Consider the following 19,672-nt stretch of genomic DNA (forward strand, 5'->3'; position numbering starts at 1 on the left):
CGCTCAAGGTCCGTTGATTCAGATCAAGCAATTGCGAGACCCGGTACCGACACTGCATTCGCCGCATTGACGTGAACACGCGGGCCGAAAGGGAGAGACCGTTGAGCGAGCAGCTTCATCCGATGGCCCCGCATCATCTGCCGTTCTATCTCGCGCCGGGAAGCGGGGTGGACACGCTGATGGTCGTGATGGGCATCTTCCTGATCGGTACCGTGCTCTGGGTTGGCACGCTTTATTGGAAACTGCACAGCCTGCCCGAGCGGATGGCGCACAAGTCACAGAAGCTGCAATTCGAATTCGTAGCCGTGCTCGGCCTGATCTCGCTCTTTACCCATATGCATATCTTCTGGGTGGCGGGCCTGTTGCTTGCGCTGATTGATCTCCCCGATTTCGGCACGCCGCTGCGCAGCATTGCCGGCTCCGTTGAGAGGATTGCTGACGCAACGCCGGGCGAAGCAGGCGACGTGGTGGCCGAGTCCCGATCGGACGCCGGGGCCGGTATACCGCCGACGGGGAAATCCGGTCCCGCGAAGGAGAAGGAGCACAGCCATGTTTGAGCTCATGTTCTGCTCTCTCCTCACGATCCTGCCCGACTATCTCTACCGCCGCTATGCCCAGGGCAAGCGCTTCGGCAAGGAGATCACATTCTTCTCAATCTGGTACGAGCTGAGATGGGGCATCACGGGCTGCCTGATGCTGACGGTGTCGCTCATCACCATGATCTTCTACTTCCATCCTTCCACCACGTCGGCCGCGCTCTATTTCCGCACCGTGCCGATCCTGCCCGAAGGGGCGGGGCGGGTGGCCGAGGTCAAGGTTGGTTTCAGCGAACCGGTGAAGCAGGGTGACGTGCTGTTTACGCTCGACAGCTCCAGGCAGCGGGCCGCGTTCGAGACCGCCGCGCGCAAGGTCGCCGAGGTCGAAGCGTCCATGTTGGCGGCGCAATCCGACGTGGTCAGGGCCGAAGCTCAGATCCAGGAGGCCAAAGCCAATTATCAGCAAGCCAGGGATGAGCTCGACACCAAGTCCGACCTTCAGCGCCGCAATCCCGGCATCGTGCCGCAGCGCGACATCGAGAAGCTTCAGGTGCTGGTCGATCAGCGCCAGGCCGGCGTTGACGCGGCGACAGCCGTAAAGCAATCGGCGGCCTTGCAGGTCTCGACGCTCATTCCGGCGCAGAAGGCGAGCGCCGAAGCGGCGTTGGCTCAGGCCCAGGTCGATCTCGACAAAACCGTCGTTCGCGCCGGCGTAGACGGCCGTGTCGAGCAGTTCCTGGTCCGCACCGGCGACGTCGTCAACCAGTTGATGCGGCCGGCCGGCGTGCTGATCCCGGAAGGCGCCGGCCGCGGGGCCCTACAGGCGGGCTTCGGCCAGATCGAGGCGCAGGTGATGAAGGAAGGCATGCTCGCCGAAGCCACCTGCATTTCGAAGCCCTGGGTGATCATCCCGATGGTTGTGACGACGGTGCAGGACTACATCGCGGCCGGACAGTTCCGCTCCGGCGAACAGTTGATCGATCCGCAGAACATCGCGCGGCCCGGCACCATCCTGGTTTATCTCGAGCCGCTCTACAACGGCGGCCTTGACGGCGTGACGGCGGGCAGCAGCTGCATTGTCAACGCCTATACCAGCAATCACGAGGAGATCAGCGCAAAGGACACAGGCACCTTCCGCAAGATCGCGCTGCATGTGGTCGATGGCGTCGGCCTTGTGCACGCGCTGCTGCTACGTATCCAGGCGCTGCTGCTGCCGATCAAGACGCTCGTTCTGAGCGGACATTGATGCGGCGAGCCCCCCGCGGGCGCCGGCAAGGTTGACCTTGACTCCGCTGCCATGGCCGATTTCGACGAAATTACACCGGGCACACCGTCAGGAGCGAAGAAATGACCCAGTCGCGCAAATTCATCGTTTGCGCGTCCGCGGCACTCGCCCTTGCCGCGGGATTGTCCATGAATGGGACAAACCGTCTCGCTGACGGCGCCCTCTTCTCAGAGGCGCAGGCAAGAGTAGGGCGGCCGCTGACCCCCATGAGCTATGCCGGGGTGGCCCGTCGAACGACCCGACTGGCGGTGGCTGTTGGCGCAGCGGCGGGTGCGGCGGGAGCCTATTATGGCTCGTCCTGCGTGCAGGTCGTGGACGCCTACGCCCGGGTCACAACGCGCTGCTGATGCGATGGCGCGAGGAAGATTGGCGCCTGCACGATTTGCGCTAGAGTGTGGCCGGGAGGCGGTTACTCTCGTGGAGAAAGCATGAGCGGGCGCATCGCTATGGCCCCGATCAAGTCAAGCTGGCCGATCATCGTTGCACGTCTCAGTCTGTGTTTGCTGGTCTGGGGCGCAATGGTGCCGGCGGCCCTTGCCGCCGATCGCAACGAGCCAAAACGGCTCCTGCTGCTCCATTCCTTCGGCCGGGATTTTCGTCCTTGGAGCGAATATGCCCGGAGCATCAAGGCCGAGTTCGAACAGCAATCCTCGTTTGCGCTGGACATCCAAGAGCACACGCTTCTCTCAGCGCGGTTCAACAGTCCCGGACCGGAGGCGCCGTTCGTCGATTATCTGCGCTCGCTTTACCGGGCCAGTCCGCCCGACCTCGTGATGAGCCTCGGAGCGCCGGCGGCGCGGTTCGTTCAGAAATATCGCGAGCAGCTCTTCCCGGATACACCGCTGGTGATGACGGCGGTCGAGCAGCGGCTGGTGAACCGGGGGGCACTGACCCAAAACGATGTCGTCATTCCGGTTCGCAACGACTTCACAGCATTCTTCGGCAGCATTCTTCAGGTGTTGCCGGAAACCCGGACCGTTGCCGTCGTCATTGGCGCCTCGCCGCTGGAGAAGTTCTGGCTCGACGAAGTCAAACGGGAGGCTAAGCCCTTCGAGGACCGGTTCGAATTAATCTGGTACGCAGACCTGTCGTTTGAGGAGATATTGAAGCGCGCCTCCACGCTGCCTCCACATACGGTGCTGTTCTGGCAACTGATGTCGGTCGATGGTGTCGGCGTCGCCCACGAAGGTGATCTAGCATTGCGCCGGCTGCACGCGGTCGCCAACGGGCCGATCTTCTCCTATCAGGAAGCATTTTTTGGCCGCGAGACCGTCGGCGGCCCGATGCACTCGATATCCGAGTCCAGCAAGGCGACTGTCAGCGCGGCGCTTCGCATCTTCGCGGGCGAAAAGCCGGGCGACATCAAGATCGAACCGATCGGATTTGCCGCGCCGAGATACGACTGGCGCGAGATGCAGCGTTGGGGCATCAGCGAGAGCGATTTGCCGACGGGAAGCGAGGTTCTATTTCGCGAGCGGGGGCTCTGGGAGAGATATCGTTGGCAAATGGCAATGATCGCAGCAGCGTTCCTAGTCCAGGCCGGGCTGATCAGCGGGCTACTCCACGAACGTCGCCGGCGCCGTCTGGCGGACGTCGAGTCGCGGCAGCGCCTGGCGGAGCTCGCGCATCTCAGCCGCTATGCGGCCGCCGGGGAGATGACGACCTCCATCGCGCACGAGCTGAACCAGCCGCTCGGCTCGATCCTGACCAACGCCGAGACGGCGGAGCTCATGCTGAAGAGCGCCTCGCCGAACCTCGATGAACTCAGAGCCATCCTGGCCGACATCAGGCGCGACGATCAGCGGGCAAGCGAAGTGATTCGACGGCTGCGCAGCATGCTGAAAAAAACGCCCTTTGAAATTCGAGACATTGAACTAAACAATACCGTGCGGGATGTCATCGGGTTCGTCGCAGATGTGGCCAAGGGACGCGGCGTCGTGTTGAACTACCTTCCGGCGACGGCCGAACTTCGTGTCCGGGGCGATCCGATTCACCTGCAACAGGTTGTTCTCAATCTCGTTGTCAACGCCTTGGACGCGATGTCCGAAATTCAGACAGGCAAACGCGAAATCAACGTAACGACGAACGTTTCCGGTGCTTGGGCGGAGATCCGGGTTGGCGACACCGGCGCCGGCATCGCGACGGATGATCTCAAGAGCATTTTCAATCCATTTTTCACCACCAAGCCGCAGGGCATGGGCATGGGCCTGGCCATAGCCCGCACCATCGTCGAGGCGCACCACGGCACGATTTCCGCCGCGAACGCGCCCTCCGGCGGGACGCTGTTCAAGATCAAGCTCCCGATCGCGCGCCAGGCTTTCGCGTTGCAGCAGCACGATTAGCGCAGCCGGGACGCAGCCATTTCCCTTGATCTTTGTCAAAGAACGGTCGGGCCGCGGACCGATCCTCCAAATTGTGACTCCGATGGAGGATGTGATGCTTCGCTGTGCCAGGACCGTGATCGCGCTTGCGCTGTTGATGGCCATCCCGTCCGTCGCCTCGGCGCAGACGGCCGACAAACCTGCTGCTCCAACCGCTCAGCCGCAAGCGGCAAGCCAGGCTCCGCCTAGCGCCGAGCTCCTGAAGCCCGAGCAGCTCGAAGCACTGGTGGCGCCGATCGCGCTCTATCCTGACGAGCTGCTGGCCAATGTGCTGGCCGCGTCGACCTATCCGCTGGAAGTGGTGCAGGCCGATCGCTGGCTCAAAGAACACAAGTCGCTGAAGGGCGATGCGCTCAAGACCGAGGTCGAGAAGCAGGCCTGGGACGACAGCGTCAAGGCGCTCGCCAGCACGGCGGACGTTCTGACGATGATGAGTGACAAGCTCGATTGGACCAAGAACCTGGGTGATGCCGTGCTCGCGCAGCAGCCGGACGTGATGGATGCGATCCAGCGATTGCGCACCAAGGCCTATGACAACAAGAAGCTCGTTACGACCAAACAGCAGAAGGTCAGTGTTCAGACGCAGGAAAACAAGCAGGTGGTCGTCATCGAGCCGGCCGAGCCGGGAACGATGTACGTGCCGTACTACGAGCCGGCCACCGTTTACGGGGCCTGGCCCTACGCGGACTACCCACCTTATTACTTCGGGTATCCGTCCTATATCGGCGCAGGCGTGATCGCGGGGGGGCTCGCTTTTGGGACCGCCTGGGCGATCGGACGCTGGGGCAATTACTGGGGCGGCGGCTGCAACTGGGGCAACCGCAACGTCTATGTCAATCACCGGACCACCAACATCGGAAATGGCTGGCAGCACAATCCGGCGCACCGCCAGGGCGTGCGTTACAACAACACCAATGTTCAGCAGCGTTTTGGCAACAACAATCTGAAGGCGGGCGCCGCGGGCCGGATGGATTTTCGCGGCCGCGACGGCCAGCAGGTACTCAAGGATCGTCCGGGCGCCGGTGCCGCTGATCGTGCAGGAGATCGAGCGGGTGACCGCACCGGCGACCGCGCGGGTACGCGGGACCGGCCCGGTGGCGGCGATCGCGCCGGCGCTGCGGACCGCGCCAAGGGGAGTGCGAAGGGCGGAGGCGATCGAGCCAAGGGCGGTGGTGACCGCGCCAAGGCCGCTAACCGCGGCGGCGCTGGTGCCGGCAACCGCGCAGCGTCTGCCAATCGCGGTGGTGGAGGTAGCCGCGGCGGTGCCATGAACGTTTCCTCTGGCCGGGCGGCTGCAGCGGCCTCCGCCCGCGGGCGGTCGAGTATGGCGAGCATGCCCCGCGGTGGCGGTGGGGCGAGCTTCGCCGGGCGTGGCGGTGGCGGCATGTCTGCCGGAGGCGGCTTCCGAGGAGGCGGCGGCGGACGGGGAGGCGGCGGCGGCCGGCGCTCCGACATTGCGCTGAAGCACGATGTCGTCTTGCTCGGCTATCTCGCCAACGGCCTCGGCTATTACCGCTTCAGCTATCTCGGCAGCCACAAGGCCTATGTCGGTGTCATGGCGCAGGAGGTCGAACGCGTGAAGCCGGAGGCGGTGACCCGCGGCAACGACGGTTATCTGCTTGTCCACTACGACAAGCTCGGATTGAAATTCCGAACCTACAGCGATTGGCTCGCCCGTGGTGCGAGGATCCCTGCGGAGGTCGCGCCATGAATGTTCTGAAGTCACTTCATCGCGCGGCGTTGCCAGGCATCATGGCGCTGGTACTGCTGAGTTCGACGGCGCCCGCGCAGCAATCCTTTTCTACGCCCGAGGATGCAGCGGCAGCGCTTGCCTCTGCGGTCAAGGGAGGTCCGGCCGATATTCTCAAGGTGCTCGGCAGGGCTGCTGACGACATCGTCTCGTCCGGCGACGAGGTCGCCGATGCAGACATACGCCAGCGCTTCACGTCGATGTATGATGCCAAGCATTCGATCAAGGCGGAAGGCAACAAGAAGGCCACGCTGATGCTGGGGCCGGACGACTTCCCGTTCCCAATTCCACTCGTCAATGCAAAGAGCGGCTGGGAATTCGACACGGCCGAGGGACGGATCGAGGTTCTCTATCGTCGCATCGGCCGCAACGAGCTCGACGCGATCCAGACTGCGCTCGCCTATGTCGATGCCCAGAATGAATATGCCGACAAGGATCGCGGCGAGGGCGTGGGCGTCTACGCGCAACGCATCGTCAGCAGCCCGGGCAAGAAGGACGGCCTGTTCTGGCGCGACGATAGCGACCCGAGCCCACTCGGTGCACTGGCGGCGGAAGCCTCGGCCGAAGGCTATAAGGCCGGAAGTGCAGAGCCGAGCCCATATCATGGATACTATTTCCGTATCCTGAAGGGGCAAGGGGCGGATGCGCCCGGCGGTGCTCTCAACTACGTCGTCAAGGGCAAGATGATCGGTGGCTTCGCCCTGATCGCCTGGCCAGCCGAATACGGCAATTCCGGCGTCATGACCTTCCTGGTCAATCACGCTGGTACCGTCTACCAGAAGGACTTGGGAGAGCGCACCGAATCTATCGCCCAGCGCACGACGCTGTTCGATCCGGACCAGACCTGGAAGAAGGTCGATGCCGCAAAACCCTGAGAGCAGCAGGCGAGCGTGGCTGCGTTGGATTGCCCGGTACCTGGCAGCAATCGCGTTGCTCGCGTTCATCATTCCCGCCACGCCGTCACATGCGCAAGCTAGTGGTCACGTCGAGGTCAAAATCGTGAAGGCGGGATTGCTGATTGGCGGTGGCGCCGGCAGCGGGGTACTGACCTATCGAGGGCGCGTCTATCCCTTCAGGGTGTCGGGCCTGAGCTTCGGCATCACCGCCGGCGCAACCGTCGGGCGACTGGCGGGGCGGGCGTCAGGCATCAGAGAGGTGCGCGATTTCGCCGGCACCTACACCTCCGTCGGCGGCGGAGCCGCCCTCGTCGGCGGCATCAACGGCGCTCACCTGCGCAACGAAAAGGGCGTCACGATCGTGCTGCAAGGTCCCAAGGCGGGCATGGAATTCGCCGCCAATCTCAGCGCAATCACGATTACGATGAGATGAGGCGGTTTTGAAATGGTGCTGCCGCCGGTCCTGCGCAAGACCGGATCACATCTCGCGTCATGTCGCGATCGGACTTGCGAGCGTCTTTGGGAGCAGTCAGGATAAGCGAGCTACGGTAATCAATTCCAAACCGGAAGACGCTGATGCGAACACTCTTTCCATTCTGTGTCGCCCTGGCCTGTCTCTGGGCAGCGATGACCCTGAGCTCGTCCAGCGCGAATGCAGTATTCTGGCGTGGCCTGACCGCACCAACCAACATCGACTACCACGGCTACACAATCATCAAGGAGCCTCGGCCAAGCCCCTGCCAGTGGATACGGGTCAACGGCTATTACGTCCGCCAATGCGTACGCTAGCTGCTGTCCGTGCTTCGTGTGAAGTGCCGGCGATTGGTCATCTCGGTGCTGTCCGCTATTCAAGGTCGGGAATGGCTGGATTCGGCCGATCGGTAGAACAGAGCGCACCGACATTGGCGGCTGAATAGCGCCCTCAGTCCGCGATTGCGTTCAACTCCTCAACGCTCTTTCTGCGATCGACAACGCCGTGCATCGTCATGCCCACGATGGCTGAGCGATCGGCAAGCGCCAGCGCGTTGTCGCGCGTCGACCGAACGCCGGCCGCTCGGCGAAATGGTTAATCGAGCGAGGAGTACCCCTTATGCTCCGCATCACCCCTCTATGGAGCACGCGAAACCCTCCGAGCGAACATTATAAAAGAATCCAGTTGGCGCAGGGGTTTTTCGCCAACGAACATTCCGAAGTCTGTCATCTCCAAGGAAGGGATCCTCCTATGTTGACGTACTATATTGAGACGAGAGAAGCGTTGAAGCGTCTGCGCACGGACCAGGACGGCGTGGTGTCGTTCGAGTACATTATCGTCGCAGTTTGTATCGTTGGCGCAGTCGGTGCTGTGTTCGGTGGCGGAGCTGGTGGCCAGATCGGCGCAGCGCTGACTACCGGGATCACCGCTATCACCACTGCTTTCGCTACGGCCATCGCTGGTTGATACAGCCATTTTGACGCCAGAGGGGGGCAATCCAGGCTGCCCCCCCCTCCTGCAAGAGTGCTCCCCAACAAATTTGCCTTCCGCTTCTTTGAGGCGTGCATTTGATGAATTGGATTGCTCCCACAGCCTCGCTTCTGCAAATCCTATTGTTGCTCTATGTCGCAACGATCGATGTCGCGACGCGCTTGATCCGAAACGAAATTTGTCTGGTGCTGGCGTTCCTCGGGATCGTCACTCAATTGCCCAACGCGATCCAAATTGCCGAGTCGCTGATAGCCGCCGCGATCCTCTTTCTGCTGCTGTTTGTCCTATACACGCGCGGTGGAATTGGCGGCGGCGACGTCAAGTTGCTGACTGCGTTGGCGATCGGCTTTCCGCTGACGGGCGTAATTCAGTTGCTGACCGTTACCGCATTGGCTGGCGGCATTCTCGCCCTGGTGCATCTGCTGATGCGCCTCCTGCCATATCCCAGGCTCGCGCCCGCCGGCTCGTCGCTCATGCGCCGCGTCTACGCGGTCGAGCGGTGGCGACACTTGCGACACGCACCGCTGCCTTACGGGGTGGCCGTAGCATGCGGTGGCATTTGGACCATTTTCAGTCGAGGACTTTGACATGTCATCCGCGTTGCGTCTCTCGATCATCATAGTTCTGTTGCTGGCAACCGCCGCGTTCGGGCTTATTGCCTACAACATGAACCTGCCGAAACAGGTTCCGGTAGCGGTCACGGAGCAGGGGCCGGCGCCTCCTTCGACTGTCGGGTACTTTGTTGCGGCACGTCCGCTATCGAGAGGTACATTGGCCCGCGATGAAGATTTCGCTGTGCGGTCGGCGCTGCCTGAACGTCTTCCAGCCGGGGCGATTCTCGAAACGCCCGACGCGAAGGCCGGACTTACCGGCTCTCTGGTTCGCAAATTCGTCGAGGCCGGCAGTCCAATTACCCTGCAGGACGTGCTGCGGCCGCGAGATCGCGGTTTCCTGGCCAGCGTCTTGGCCCCGGACAGCCGGGCAATCAGCATCAAGGTTGACGAGGAGTCGGGCGTCTCGGGGCTGATCAGGCCCGGTGATCATGTCGATGTCTTGTTGACCCAGGTGTTCGAGAAGGCAGACCCCGCGCGTCGGGCCCTGAGCGAAGTCGTTCTGGGCAACGTTCGAGTCATTGCGATTGACCAGGAGATTGTGCAAGGCGGGCGAACCGTTAGCTCTTTGGCCGGCAAGCAAGCGCAAACAGTGTCGTTGGAGCTTGCGCCAGACCAGGTCAAGAAGATCACAGTCGCAAAGCAGATCGGAACGATCTCGCTGGCCGTACGGGCAGCAGTCGAGCAGTGGGATACGGCGGACACTGGCGCCATGTCCAGCTGCGATGTGTCGCCGGAAATTGCTCGCCAGAATGCAGTTGCCGGCCGGACTGCTGCGGTAGTCATTCATACTGGCGGTCAGGTCAAGCAATACTCAGTCAGGAAGGACTCAGGCGACGGGGACGCTATGGTCAACTGCGATGGGTCGGAAGTTTCCCACCGGGGTGCGACGATGGTGGTGCAGGCAGGCAAGTTGCTGGAGAAACGTTGATGAGCGTTAACATTGCAGTCGTCAGTTCGCCTGAAGAAGCTACATCTGTTCTAGCTCGCAACCGGATCGTCTGTTTTGTAAATGACGAGCTTAGTGCTGCGGCTCTGCGCAAGGGCCTCGAAGGCAGCAACATATCGATCAGGCGTGGCACGATCCGTAACGCCATACGGATGCTCGAAACCGACACGGATATATCCGCGTTGGTGACGGACATCAGCGGCATCGATGACCCATTTGCCGAGCTGGAAAGGCTGGCCGGCGTCTGTCCACCCGACGTCCGGGTGGTTCTGATCGGTGAGAGCAGGGAGATCACATTCTATCGCGAGCTCATGGAACTCGGCCTGACCGAGTATCTGCCGAAGCCGATTACGCGGGATATGGTACTGGACCAGCTGCGCCCAAAGCTGCTTGGCGATGTGGCCCATAGTCAACCTGATCGTGGCGGGCATGTGATCTCGATCTGCGGGGCGCAGGGCGGCGCCGGAGCGACGAGTATCGCCATCAACCTCGCCCTGCAGCTTGCCGAGACCACCAAGGCCAAGGTCGCGCTGCTCGACCTTCACCTACAAGCCGGCGAAACAGCCGTGATGTTGGGTGTACGGCCTGGGCCAGGGCTCCGTATCGCCTTGGAGAACCCGATGCGGGCGGACACGTTGTTCCTCGAGCGCGCGGCAATTGAGGTCAACGAGCGGGTTTGCCTGATTTCCGCTGATGAGGAGCTGGATGCGCAGCTCGACATCACCGAAGCGGGCGTGAGGCACGTGCTCGGTCTGCTCCGCCAACGGTTCAATTACATCGTCGTCGATGTACCGGTCCCATTTCCGCCATCCATCCATCCGGTGATCACTCTTTCTCGTCACGTGCTGGTGCTACTGGAAGCCGAGGTGACCGGACTTCGCAACGCGCATGCACTGCGCGCCGCTGTCACCAACATCGCCGGCAAGGATCGGGTCTTCACTTTGCTTAACCGTGCCGATCGCCCCGGCGGCCTCCCCAGAGCCGCGATTGTCAAGGCCTTGGGGGCAGAACCAGACATGGTGGTACCCGATCTCGGGAAGGGGATGACTCAGGCGGTCAATCTCGGAATTCCCGCGCTCAAGCACGTATCAGCACTGCGGCGTCACCTCGCCCCGATTGTAAGGGAGATCACGGGGCTCGGCGCCGAGCGGAAGGGACGGTTGAGGAGGCTTCTGGGACTATGAAGACCTTCGGTAGGCGCGACGACGATACGCCAGCTCCTTTGCCTGCAGTGACGCCATTGCCTGCGTCGACGCCGAGCTTGCCTGCATCTGCGCCCAGGCAAGCGCCTTCGACTCACCGGCCCTTGATGCCAGCCTCGCTTCGCGAGCGAGTCATCGAGCAGATTGATCCGTCGGTTGCCGCAACGGTTTCGCGGGATGTCCTTCGGCGGCAGATCGAGGAAATCATTCATGGAATCGCCAACGAGGAACGACTTGAACTGTCGGGTCGCGAGCAGATTCAGCTAGCGGACGAGATTGCGGACGACATGACCGGCTATGGGCCGCTGCGTCCGCTTCTGCTCGATCAATCAATCAACGATATCATGGTGAACGGTCCGAGCAACGTCTACGTGGAGCGAAGCGGCAGGCTGGAACGAATTGCGGTGCGATTCCGCGACAATGATCACATCGCCTCCGTCGCTCAGAAGATTGCCGCGCAGGTTGGTCGGCGCGTCGACGAATCCAGCCCGATGGTGGATTGTCGCCTGCTGGATGGAAGCCGCGTCAACATCATCCTCCCGCCGCTGGCGATTCATAGTCCGTGCATCTCCATCCGAAAATTTCCAAGCCTTCGTTTGGATATGGCCGGATTGATCGAAAACGGCTCAATGACCGCGGCCATCGGACAATTGCTGGAGGTCGCCGCCCGGTCTCGGCTCAACGTTCTGGTCTCCGGCGGCACCGGATCCGGTAAGACGACGCTCTTGAATGCGATGAGTCAGTACATCGATCACAGCGAACGCATTGTCACGATCGAGGATGCGGCAGAATTGCAGCTTCAGCAGCCGCACGTGGTCAGCCTGGAGACCCGGCCTCCCAGTCTCGAAGGCACAGGGCAGGTGACACAGCGCGATCTCTTGTGGAATGCGCTGCGCATGCGTCCTGACCGGATCGTCGTGGGCGAGGTGCGCGGCGCGGAAGCATTTGACATGCTGCAGGCGATGAACACCGGCCATGATGGTTCCATCTCCACGGTGCATGCCAACAGCACCCGTGATGCCCTGACCCGCATCGAGAACATGGTGCAGATGGGGCAGGTTAATCTACCGTCGCGCGCCATTCGAACTCAGATCGTCGCGGCGCTGGATCTCATTGTGCAGGTCGAACGCATGCGGGACGGACAGCGCCGTATCATTCAGATCAGCGAGGTAATCGGGCTGGAGGGGGACGTGATCACCACCAATGACATCGCAGCCTTCGAGTACCAGGATGAGGATGTGCATGGGCGGTTATCGGGCACCTACAGGTGCAACCTTGCAACCCCGAAATTCAAAAGCCGTCTTGTCTATTACGGGCTGGATGGAGCTTGGGCCGAGGCGATGAGGCAAATATGATGCCGGAGTCCGTGATCGTCACTGTTCTGGCGCTCGCGATGTGCGCAGCAGCCACTGCGTTGTGGCTCGACGCTCGGGAAAGGCGCATCGATCGCCGGCTGGCGGTTGCGCTGCCAGCCTCACATCCAGCCAACCTGCTGTCCATTCGCCGCACGGAGACCGGATCCCAGACTCTGTTCCTTCATCGGCTGGTCAATTACAGTCCCGAGATACCGAACATTTGGCATCCGGCCTATGTGTTGGTTGCCGGTGCGTTCGCAGGGGCAGCAACCCTCTATGCGATTAGCCAGCTTGGATATTCCATTCTCTACGGGGGAATTGCCGCTGCAATCGCAGCCATCAGCGTGATGCGAGGGCTGTTTGGATGGCAGCAACGTCGCGTCGCCCTTCAGCTTTTTCGACAGCTGCCTGATGCGATCCAGCTGGTGACGAGTACGGTTCGATCGGGTTTGCCTGTGCACGAAGCATTCCGCGCCCTCGCGCGCGAAATGCCGCAACCAACAGCTGGGCAGTTTGCCATCGTATGCAACGAGGTGAATCTGGGGAGACCTCCAGCGGAAGCTGTCGAAGGTGTCTATCGCCGAACGCAAGTGGCCGAGTATGCGATGTTTGCGGTGACACTTGCAGTCCAGTTGAAGTCAGGTGGCAGCTTGGCCGAAACCTTGCAGAACCTGGGCGACACTGTGAGGCAGCGTGTTGCGCTAGCTGCTCGCGCCAAGGCGCTGGCGGGAGAGGTGATCTTTTCCTCGCGAGCGCTGACAATCTCGCCCTTGATTGGAGGCGGGGTACTCTACGCGTCCAATCCACAAACAGTTGATCTCTTGTTCACCGATCCGGTTGGAAACAAGCTGCTCGCTTACGCGGTAGCCTCGGTGCTTGTCGGAGCCTTGGTGATAAGCTGGATGGTCAGAAGGGAAACACAACTATGACTTTTGGTCTCGGTCTGGTGGCCCTCGCAGTGGCAGCGGGGAGTGCGACCAGCCTGTTGATTATCCGCGAGATACACATTCGTACTGTGGATGCACGGGTGGCAAACGCAGTGATGGGCGGTGCTGGCGGGGCAACACCCTTCCAAGACGTGACCGGTTGGTTTTCATGGCTCGGCACGCGGTATCGCCGTTTCTACGCTGAGGAGAATCTGGATCAACTACGAACGATCCTTCAATCATCAGGTTTTAATCATCGTCGAGCGTTGCCGACCTGGATCGGTGTCAAAGCCGTCGCCATGTTCCTATGCCCAATCATCGCCGGGTGTGTCGCTCAGCTTTTCGCGAAGTCAATGACGGATGTACTGGTCTTCACACTCATGGGCGTGATGGTCGGAATCTTGGGGCCACGATTGATACTGGCGGTGCTGAAGCGGCGGTTTGATGCTGCCATTCGGGTGGGCACACCGGATATGATCGATTTGCTGGTCGTGTGCAGCGAAGCGGGAATGGGCCTGGAGAGCGGGCTCGCTCGCGTCGCGCAAGAAATGAGCGAGACCAATCCCCCTATGGCCCGGGTCCTACACTGCCTTCTTGATGATCTCCGGATACTGCCAAATCGCAGCGACGCATTCGATAAACTAGGAACTACATCGGATGGGCTTCGCCGATTCGGCACCATGGTCGCTCAAAGCCTGCAATACGGAACGCCGGTGGGCCAGGCTCTGCGGAATATCGCTGTCGACCTCCGGCGAGAACGCATTACCAAGCTTGAAGAAAGAGCACACAAGTTAGGCGCCAAGCTGACCATTCCGATGGTGCTGTTCCTGCTTCCAGCCATGTTCGTCGTTTTGGGAGGAAGTCCCATTCTGCACCTGGTGCGTTCGTTCGCCAGCTTCGGTAAATAGCGATGAGCACGGTTGCCCTGTCGAAAACCTCCTCTTACGACCGGACGATGCAACTGTTCGGCGGTATGTGGTTCATGCTGCTGGCGCTTGGTGTCGCCTTCAATATTGGATCATCGGCCGATAAACCGTGGCCGTCGCTCCTGTCGAGTGTTTGCCTTGGTGCCTTCTACGTTCTTCTGGCGCTATTGACGATGACGCGGTCGCCAGCGAAGGCGCAAGCGGATGGCGTCCTCCCAAGAATAGCGGCGTTCGTCGGCACCTATATGCCATGGACGATCGCCTTCTTCGGCAAGACCGACCAAGCGTTACCAAACCTGGCATCCACCGCTTGCGTGTTGATCGGCATGATCATGATGCTGGTCACCATCCGACACCTTGGCAGGTCATTCAGTCTGGTGCCACAGGCGCGCAATGTGGTGCAAACGGGTCCGTACCGGTGGATCAAGCACCCGCTCTACCTTGCGGAAGAAATCGCGGTGTTGGGAGTGGTGCTGAGAAACCCGACACCGCTGACCGCGGTCTTGCTCGTCCTGCATATCGGAGTCCAGGTATGCCGAATTCTTTACGAAGAAGATCTGCTTCGGCGCAACTGCCCTGAGTATTCAAGCTACGAGGCATCGCGCTGGAGAGTGGTCCCTTATGTTTGGTGAACGACTATGCGTGGCCGAATTGTCATGGACAAGGTTCAAGTCGCTGCTGCGCGGACTCGGCGATCGGAAGTGGTAAGTATCGGTCGAGCCGGGCGCGCGCGTGCCAAGGGATCTTTCGTCGCGGATCAACACGGCGCCGTCGCGTTGGAGACCATGATCGTCTACATTTTTTTGGTGTCGTTCCTGCTTGTGCCGCTCGCCGACGTCGCTGCCGCGGGCTTCCAGTTTATCTCCGCGTGGTCGGCGTTGCGCTCCTTCGGGCAGTACGTCCAGTACTCCAATCCGCTCGGTCCCGACGGCACAGTGACCTGGAGCTCAGGACTCCAGACGACGGTTGCTGGTCATGCGATCAGCAATCTCCAAGTTAAGTGCGGAGACGGGGGCGCTACCTGCTCGCCCAGCAATCTTGCTTCCCCGAAGTACATTGCTTTTTCGACGACCATCACTTTGGCTCCGATTGGGGTCTGGAGGTCGGTGCTGTGTCCCACCACTTGTACGTACACGCTGGCTTACTCAGAACGCTTCCAGTAGGTGCTTCCATGCGCAATCTGCTCCGTTCCAGACGAGGCTCGGTCGCATTCGTAACAGTCATCGCCCTTGTGCCGCTCATCGGCGTGGTCGCACTCGGGGCCGAGGCGGGATCGTGGTACGTCACCAAGCAGCACACGCAGAACGCCGCCGACGCGGCCGCCTACTCGGGCGCCTTGCGGCTTTCATGCAATATTGCCAATGCGGCCTGCGATGCACAATCAGTGGATTATCGCGGCAAGCAATTCGCGGCACAGAACGCGTTCTGCAACGCTGGCGACACCGCCTATCCGGGCACCAATTGTGCGACGAGCCTTCCGAGCAGAATCTCGCGGGCAGTGCAGATCGATATCGGCGATTACAATGCCGGTACGTTCACAACGCCGGCCGCGGGCGTCGGCAACGCCGTTCGCGCCAGGGTCAGCCAGCAACAGCCCGCCTACCTGGCGGCAGTGCTGGGTTTGACGACCGTCAACATCCCCTCCCAAGCCATTGCGCTGGTCCAGCAGCCGACCAAGGTGTGCGCCTTGGCGCTTGGACCTGACTCAGGCGCGCTCAAGCTTGCTGGTAACCTTAGCAACAACGGAACTGGCTGCGCGATAATGTCGGACACCAGTGTTCAACTTGCCAGCACTCCGTCCTTCACCGGTTCGGGATGGGCCGTTTATGGTGCAAGTGGCTGCACCCCCTCAGGCTCCTGTAGCAATGTCAGCGTGCCGCACAATTATTTCATGCCGTACGCAAACAATCCGCTCAGCAAACTGGACACCAAATCGTTCAACAGCAGGACTGGCAATACAAACCCGGTATGTCCTGTTCAGGCGGATGGGTGGAAGCATTGCGCGCCGAATAGCGCGGGGAGTGGAGCTTACGGTAACTTCACGGTGTCGAACGGGGATAAGTACGTTTTGGACCCGGGAACATATTTCTTCTACAACGCAACTATAAAGATGACCGGCGGACAACTGAAAGGGACAGGCGTAACCCTCGTACTGCTCGGAGACACGAAGCTTTCCATCACCGGGGGCACAGTTGACCTCTCCGCACCTGCGACCAACAGTTTCTCGTCGGATCTGAATGGCGTCCTGATTGATGATCAGGCTCCGAACAAGACCAGCAATAAGGTCACCATAAACGGTAATGGTCTGGTTAGCCTGGGCGGGACCGTGTACTTCCCCCACGTCGACGTTAGCTGGGCCGGAACGACTGCCAGTACCAATACGACCTGTTCACAAGTGATCGCGAAAACGCTCGACATGAGCGGTGGCGGCTACCTGAGCACGCAGGGGTGTGATCCGGCCACCATCGTTCACACTCAAGTTGTCGCGTTGGTGCAATGATGAGGAAGCTCGACAATCGCGGCTTCGCGGCCTTCGAATTTATCCTCGTCTTCGTGTCGTTCTTCACATTGATCTTCGCCATCTTCGATCTTGGACGCTATGCAATCACGATGCAGTCTTTGCGGACGCTCGCGAGCGCCGGCGCCCGGGCGGTCATGATCAACTGCTACACGCCTGCCTTGCTTCAAAGCCCGCCTCAGTCGCCGTCCTGCACCGGCGATCCCCTGTCCACAACCGGCAAGCAGAACGCGGCGCCGTTCCTGTATCGCGGCGGTCTCTCGCCGACGCTGAATACGACGACGGGTGCCTCCGCCCTTACTGTTACGGCATCGCAGCCGAGTTTCAACATGCTGATGCCGATCTGGGGCGCGGCGTTGAACGCGCCGAGCGCGTCCACCACAATCCCCTTTTAGTGGAACCAGGCAACCATTCCAGAACGCGTCTGGATTTCGGCAAGAAGAAGCGTGAGTCGCGGTTGTCCGAACGGATCCTCCGAAAATTGCCAAGGAACTCGCCAAAGCGGAGCGGCGGCGGGACGCCTGCGCGCCTGTGCAGCAGGAGGGTTCCAAGCAAACGGGGAAAAGTGGTGCAGGCTGGCAACATCGGAGAGTTTTCTCAGCTGTTGCCGCAGTGCGGTAAGCCTCTCTTCTTGCAAGGAGGCTGAATGAGGGGTGTGATCTTGGAAATACGTAATAACGATTTGTAATCGGATGGAATGTAAACTCTGCGACGTGGTGCGCGGAGGGAACTGTTAGGGGCATCGAGCACGTAGATTCGCGGGGGATTGCCGCGGATCGCGGCGGGGGGACTCGAATGGGTGGCGGTCGCGTTTCAGGTAAGACGGTAGGGGGGCTTCCCGCCTTCGGCGTGATGGCTCTCGGCGCCACGCTTGCCCTGTTCAATTCCGTTGACAGCGCCACGGCCGCAGATCGGCGCGGCTCCTCTGGCGGCGGCGTCTTCGTCAGCGAAATGAACGACGTCCAGCGGGTCAAGGTGGTCGTCAACAAGTCACGCACCTTCAAGGTCGATACGGCTTTTGCGACGATTGTCGCGGGCTCGCCTGACATCGTCGACGTGAAGTCGCTGAGCGATCACCTGATCTATGTCCAGGGCAAGCAGACTGGCACTACCAACGTCATTTTGTTCGACAGCTCGATGAAGCAGATCGGGATCCTCGACGTCGAGGTCGTGATCGACACCGGCAATCTGCAGCAGAACATCCGGACCGGCACCGGCATGCAGGGTGTTCGCGTCTCGGCCTCCGAGGGCCAGGTGGTGCTGAGCGGAACCGCCGTCGATGCGGTTGCGGCCGAGCGGGCCATGGCAATTGCTACCAGCACCGTTGCGAAAGGTGGAACTGTCGTCAACGCGATGAGCGTCGCGGCACCGCAGCAGGTGATGCTGGAGGTGCGCTTCCTTGAGGTCAGCCGGGAGGCCGGTCGAAACCTCGGGGTGAACCTTTCTGCGGCGAACGCCAACGGCACTAACATTGGTAATTCTGGGCTAGGTCGTGTGACCGCCGCCGGTCGAACACCGATCGGTGGTATCAACACCGCCAACGGTCCCCTCGGTGCGGGCGGGGGGCCTGTTGGTAGTGCCCCGACAGGCAGCCTTCCGGTACTCGGAACTCTGGGGACGCTCGCCGGTACTGCAGGAGGCATCGCGCCGGCCCCCTTCGGAACCTTGTTGACCAGTCTTATTCGAACCAGCAACGGCGGTTCGGTGGACATGCTGATCTCTGCATTGGAAACTAAGGGACTGGCACGCCGGCTGGCGGAGCCGAACTTGACTACGCTGTCCGGCGACGCCGCCCGCTTCCTCGCCGGCGGTGAGTTTCCAGTGCCGATACCGACCCAGACGACGAACGGTTTTCCCACCATCACGATTGAATACAAAAAGTTCGGTGTTGAGCTCGCCTTCGTCCCTACCGTGCTCTCCCGCGGCGTGATCAACCTTCGGGTTGAGCCGTCGGTGAGTGAACTTGATTTCGCCAATGCGGTGACGATCCAGGGGACGACCGTTCCTGCGCTGACCCGCCGCGACGCGCGAACCACGGTTGAGTTGCGCGATGGCCAGAGCTTTGCAATCGCCGGCCTGTTGCAGACCCGCAATCGCCAGGACGTTTCGCAATTGCCCTGGATCGGCTCGGTGCCAGTGATTGGAACCTTGTTCAGCAGCAAGTCGTACCAGCAGGAGGAAACGGACCTCGTCATCATCGTCACGCCGCGCCTGGTTGCGCCGGCGGCACCCGGTCAGCAGCTGGCGTCTCCGCTCGACTCCCGCCTTCCGGCCAATGACGTCGATTTCTTCCTCAATGGCCAGATGGAAGTCCGCAAGCGCTACGATGACTACGTCAATTCCGGTGGCGACGTGAAGGGTCCTTACGGCCACATCATCGCTCCTGAGCTCAGGACGCCCGTTCCGCCCCCGGCCGCCGCCAACCAGCCGGTCGTAAAGACCCTCAACTAGGAGCGAGAGATGACCAAAAGGTATCTGGTTCTGTTCGCGCCTTTGCTGCTCGGGGGATGTTACGGCCTCGCCGGTAACGACGAGATGGACCGCTACTTCCAGCGTTCCAATACCATCACCATGAGCGCCGGCGATGCCAAAGAGGTCAACGCCGTCACACATACGATCCATCCATGGCCGCGTAACGTCGGTGATCGCAGGATCGCATATGACGCTCGGCGCGTGGGCGCCGCGGTCACACGCTATGGCAAAACGCAACAGCCGGTGGATCAGCTTCCCGACATAAGCGATCCGACGAGGCAAATGGGCGTGCGGACGACGCCGACGCAGAACGTCAACATCGAGGGATTGGGGGCAGGTTCGTCAACCGGCGTGTCGGTACCGGTCGGCGGAACTGGCGGAGCACCGAACAGGTAGAGGAGCC

19 protein-coding genes are annotated in these 19,672 nt (G+C 61.0%); all 19 read left to right on the forward strand.

Annotation, left to right across the window (positions count from 1 at the left end; all coding sequences use genetic code 11):
* The first annotated feature begins 122 nt into the window (after positions 1-122).
* The gene (locus tag ACE10W_RS14305) at positions 123-557 is read left to right on the forward strand and encodes a hypothetical protein (RefSeq protein ID WP_060913025.1); all 435 of its coding nucleotides are present in this window, start codon (positions 123-125) and stop codon (positions 555-557) included.
* The gene (locus ACE10W_RS14310; RefSeq protein WP_011086267.1) at positions 550-1,782 is read left to right on the forward strand and encodes an HlyD family secretion protein; all 1,233 of its coding nucleotides are present in this window, start codon (positions 550-552) and stop codon (positions 1,780-1,782) included. The genes ACE10W_RS14305 and ACE10W_RS14310 overlap by 8 nt, the downstream gene beginning before the upstream one ends.
* 467 nt (positions 1,783-2,249) lie before the next feature.
* Positions 2,250-4,163, forward strand: a complete 1,914-nt coding sequence (locus ACE10W_RS14315; RefSeq protein WP_039184186.1) for a HAMP domain-containing sensor histidine kinase — start codon at positions 2,250-2,252, stop codon at positions 4,161-4,163.
* Positions 4,164-4,257: 94 nt separating this feature from the next.
* Positions 4,258-5,913 carry a DUF3300 domain-containing protein gene (locus tag ACE10W_RS14320; RefSeq protein WP_304552293.1) on the forward strand — a complete coding sequence of 552 codons (1,656 nt, stop codon included), beginning with the start codon at positions 4,258-4,260 and terminating at the stop codon, positions 5,911-5,913.
* Positions 5,910-6,827: a DUF2950 domain-containing protein gene (locus tag ACE10W_RS14325; protein ID WP_011086271.1), complete on the forward strand. Its 918-nt coding sequence runs from the start codon at positions 5,910-5,912 to the stop codon at positions 6,825-6,827. Before ACE10W_RS14320 ends, ACE10W_RS14325 begins: the two co-directional genes overlap by 4 nt.
* Positions 6,811-7,281 carry a hypothetical protein gene (locus tag ACE10W_RS14330; RefSeq protein ID WP_028171949.1) on the forward strand — a complete coding sequence of 157 codons (471 nt, stop codon included), beginning with the start codon at positions 6,811-6,813 and terminating at the stop codon, positions 7,279-7,281. Before ACE10W_RS14325 ends, ACE10W_RS14330 begins: the two co-directional genes overlap by 17 nt.
* Before the next feature lie 657 nt (positions 7,282-7,938).
* On the forward strand, positions 7,939-8,286 hold the full coding sequence (locus ACE10W_RS14335) for a hypothetical protein (RefSeq protein ID WP_011086274.1): 348 nt from the start codon (positions 7,939-7,941) through the stop codon (positions 8,284-8,286).
* A gap of 104 nt (positions 8,287-8,390) precedes the next feature.
* Positions 8,391-8,897: a prepilin peptidase gene (locus tag ACE10W_RS14340; protein ID WP_038965956.1), complete on the forward strand. Its 507-nt coding sequence runs from the start codon at positions 8,391-8,393 to the stop codon at positions 8,895-8,897.
* 1 nt (position 8,898) lies between these two features.
* Positions 8,899-9,852: a Flp pilus assembly protein CpaB gene (gene cpaB / locus ACE10W_RS14345; protein WP_038965955.1), complete on the forward strand. Its 954-nt coding sequence runs from the start codon at positions 8,899-8,901 to the stop codon at positions 9,850-9,852.
* Positions 9,852-11,054, forward strand: coding sequence for an AAA family ATPase (locus ACE10W_RS14350; RefSeq protein WP_038965954.1), 1,203 nt, complete (start codon positions 9,852-9,854; stop codon positions 11,052-11,054). The genes cpaB and ACE10W_RS14350 overlap by 1 nt, the downstream gene beginning before the upstream one ends.
* Positions 11,051-12,427 carry a CpaF family protein gene (locus tag ACE10W_RS14355; protein WP_011086278.1) on the forward strand — a complete coding sequence of 459 codons (1,377 nt, stop codon included), beginning with the start codon at positions 11,051-11,053 and terminating at the stop codon, positions 12,425-12,427. The genes ACE10W_RS14350 and ACE10W_RS14355 overlap by 4 nt, the downstream gene beginning before the upstream one ends.
* Positions 12,424-13,356 carry a type II secretion system F family protein gene (locus ACE10W_RS14360; protein ID WP_038965953.1) on the forward strand — a complete coding sequence of 311 codons (933 nt, stop codon included), beginning with the start codon at positions 12,424-12,426 and terminating at the stop codon, positions 13,354-13,356. The genes ACE10W_RS14355 and ACE10W_RS14360 overlap by 4 nt, the downstream gene beginning before the upstream one ends.
* Positions 13,353-14,261 carry a type II secretion system F family protein gene (locus ACE10W_RS14365; protein ID WP_011086280.1) on the forward strand — a complete coding sequence of 303 codons (909 nt, stop codon included), beginning with the start codon at positions 13,353-13,355 and terminating at the stop codon, positions 14,259-14,261. The genes ACE10W_RS14360 and ACE10W_RS14365 overlap by 4 nt, the downstream gene beginning before the upstream one ends.
* Positions 14,262-14,263: 2 nt before the next feature.
* The gene (locus tag ACE10W_RS14370) at positions 14,264-14,911 is read left to right on the forward strand and encodes an isoprenylcysteine carboxylmethyltransferase family protein (RefSeq protein WP_304552299.1); all 648 of its coding nucleotides are present in this window, start codon (positions 14,264-14,266) and stop codon (positions 14,909-14,911) included.
* Between the two features lie 153 nt (positions 14,912-15,064).
* Complete coding sequence (locus ACE10W_RS14375; RefSeq protein WP_304552302.1) at positions 15,065-15,442, forward strand: hypothetical protein; 378 nt, start codon at positions 15,065-15,067, stop codon at positions 15,440-15,442.
* A gap of 8 nt (positions 15,443-15,450) precedes the next feature.
* Positions 15,451-16,779, forward strand: a complete 1,329-nt coding sequence (locus ACE10W_RS14380) for a pilus assembly protein TadG-related protein (RefSeq protein ID WP_304552303.1) — start codon at positions 15,451-15,453, stop codon at positions 16,777-16,779.
* The gene (locus tag ACE10W_RS14385) at positions 16,776-17,192 is read left to right on the forward strand and encodes a TadE/TadG family type IV pilus assembly protein (protein WP_370204070.1); all 417 of its coding nucleotides are present in this window, start codon (positions 16,776-16,778) and stop codon (positions 17,190-17,192) included. Before ACE10W_RS14380 ends, ACE10W_RS14385 begins: the two co-directional genes overlap by 4 nt.
* 400 nt (positions 17,193-17,592) lie before the next feature.
* Positions 17,593-19,248 (forward strand): type II and III secretion system protein family protein, encoded by a 1,656-nt coding sequence (locus ACE10W_RS14390; RefSeq protein WP_304552307.1) that lies wholly within the window; start codon positions 17,593-17,595, stop codon positions 19,246-19,248.
* A 9-nt stretch (positions 19,249-19,257) separates the two neighbouring features.
* Positions 19,258-19,665 carry a hypothetical protein gene (locus ACE10W_RS14395; protein ID WP_011086285.1) on the forward strand — a complete coding sequence of 136 codons (408 nt, stop codon included), beginning with the start codon at positions 19,258-19,260 and terminating at the stop codon, positions 19,663-19,665.
* Positions 19,666-19,672: the final 7 nt, after the last annotated feature.

Origin of the sequence: Bradyrhizobium sp. B025, from assembly GCF_042257955.1 — a bacterium.
Classification (GTDB): Bacteria; Pseudomonadota; Alphaproteobacteria; order Rhizobiales; family Xanthobacteraceae; genus Bradyrhizobium; species Bradyrhizobium diazoefficiens.

Coding starts and splice junctions, on each gene's coding strand:
- ACE10W_RS14305 (WP_060913025.1), top strand. CDS start 123: ATGGCCCCGCATCATCTGCCGTTCTATCTCGCGCCGGGAAGCGGGGTG.
- ACE10W_RS14310 (WP_011086267.1), top strand. CDS start 550: ATGTTTGAGCTCATGTTCTGCTCTCTCCTCACGATCCTGCCCGACTAT.
- ACE10W_RS14315 (WP_039184186.1), top strand. CDS start 2,250: ATGAGCGGGCGCATCGCTATGGCCCCGATCAAGTCAAGCTGGCCGATC.
- ACE10W_RS14320 (WP_304552293.1), top strand. CDS start 4,258: ATGCTTCGCTGTGCCAGGACCGTGATCGCGCTTGCGCTGTTGATGGCC.
- ACE10W_RS14325 (WP_011086271.1), top strand. CDS start 5,910: ATGAATGTTCTGAAGTCACTTCATCGCGCGGCGTTGCCAGGCATCATG.
- ACE10W_RS14330 (WP_028171949.1), top strand. CDS start 6,811: ATGCCGCAAAACCCTGAGAGCAGCAGGCGAGCGTGGCTGCGTTGGATT.
- ACE10W_RS14335 (WP_011086274.1), top strand. CDS start 7,939: ATGCTCCGCATCACCCCTCTATGGAGCACGCGAAACCCTCCGAGCGAA.
- ACE10W_RS14340 (WP_038965956.1), top strand. CDS start 8,391: ATGAATTGGATTGCTCCCACAGCCTCGCTTCTGCAAATCCTATTGTTG.
- cpaB (WP_038965955.1), top strand. CDS start 8,899: ATGTCATCCGCGTTGCGTCTCTCGATCATCATAGTTCTGTTGCTGGCA.
- ACE10W_RS14350 (WP_038965954.1), top strand. CDS start 9,852: ATGAGCGTTAACATTGCAGTCGTCAGTTCGCCTGAAGAAGCTACATCT.
- ACE10W_RS14355 (WP_011086278.1), top strand. CDS start 11,051: ATGAAGACCTTCGGTAGGCGCGACGACGATACGCCAGCTCCTTTGCCT.
- ACE10W_RS14360 (WP_038965953.1), top strand. CDS start 12,424: ATGATGCCGGAGTCCGTGATCGTCACTGTTCTGGCGCTCGCGATGTGC.
- ACE10W_RS14365 (WP_011086280.1), top strand. CDS start 13,353: ATGACTTTTGGTCTCGGTCTGGTGGCCCTCGCAGTGGCAGCGGGGAGT.
- ACE10W_RS14370 (WP_304552299.1), top strand. CDS start 14,264: ATGAGCACGGTTGCCCTGTCGAAAACCTCCTCTTACGACCGGACGATG.
- ACE10W_RS14375 (WP_304552302.1), top strand. CDS start 15,065: ATGATCGTCTACATTTTTTTGGTGTCGTTCCTGCTTGTGCCGCTCGCC.
- ACE10W_RS14380 (WP_304552303.1), top strand. CDS start 15,451: ATGCGCAATCTGCTCCGTTCCAGACGAGGCTCGGTCGCATTCGTAACA.
- ACE10W_RS14385 (WP_370204070.1), top strand. CDS start 16,776: ATGATGAGGAAGCTCGACAATCGCGGCTTCGCGGCCTTCGAATTTATC.
- ACE10W_RS14390 (WP_304552307.1), top strand. CDS start 17,593: ATGGGTGGCGGTCGCGTTTCAGGTAAGACGGTAGGGGGGCTTCCCGCC.
- ACE10W_RS14395 (WP_011086285.1), top strand. CDS start 19,258: ATGACCAAAAGGTATCTGGTTCTGTTCGCGCCTTTGCTGCTCGGGGGA.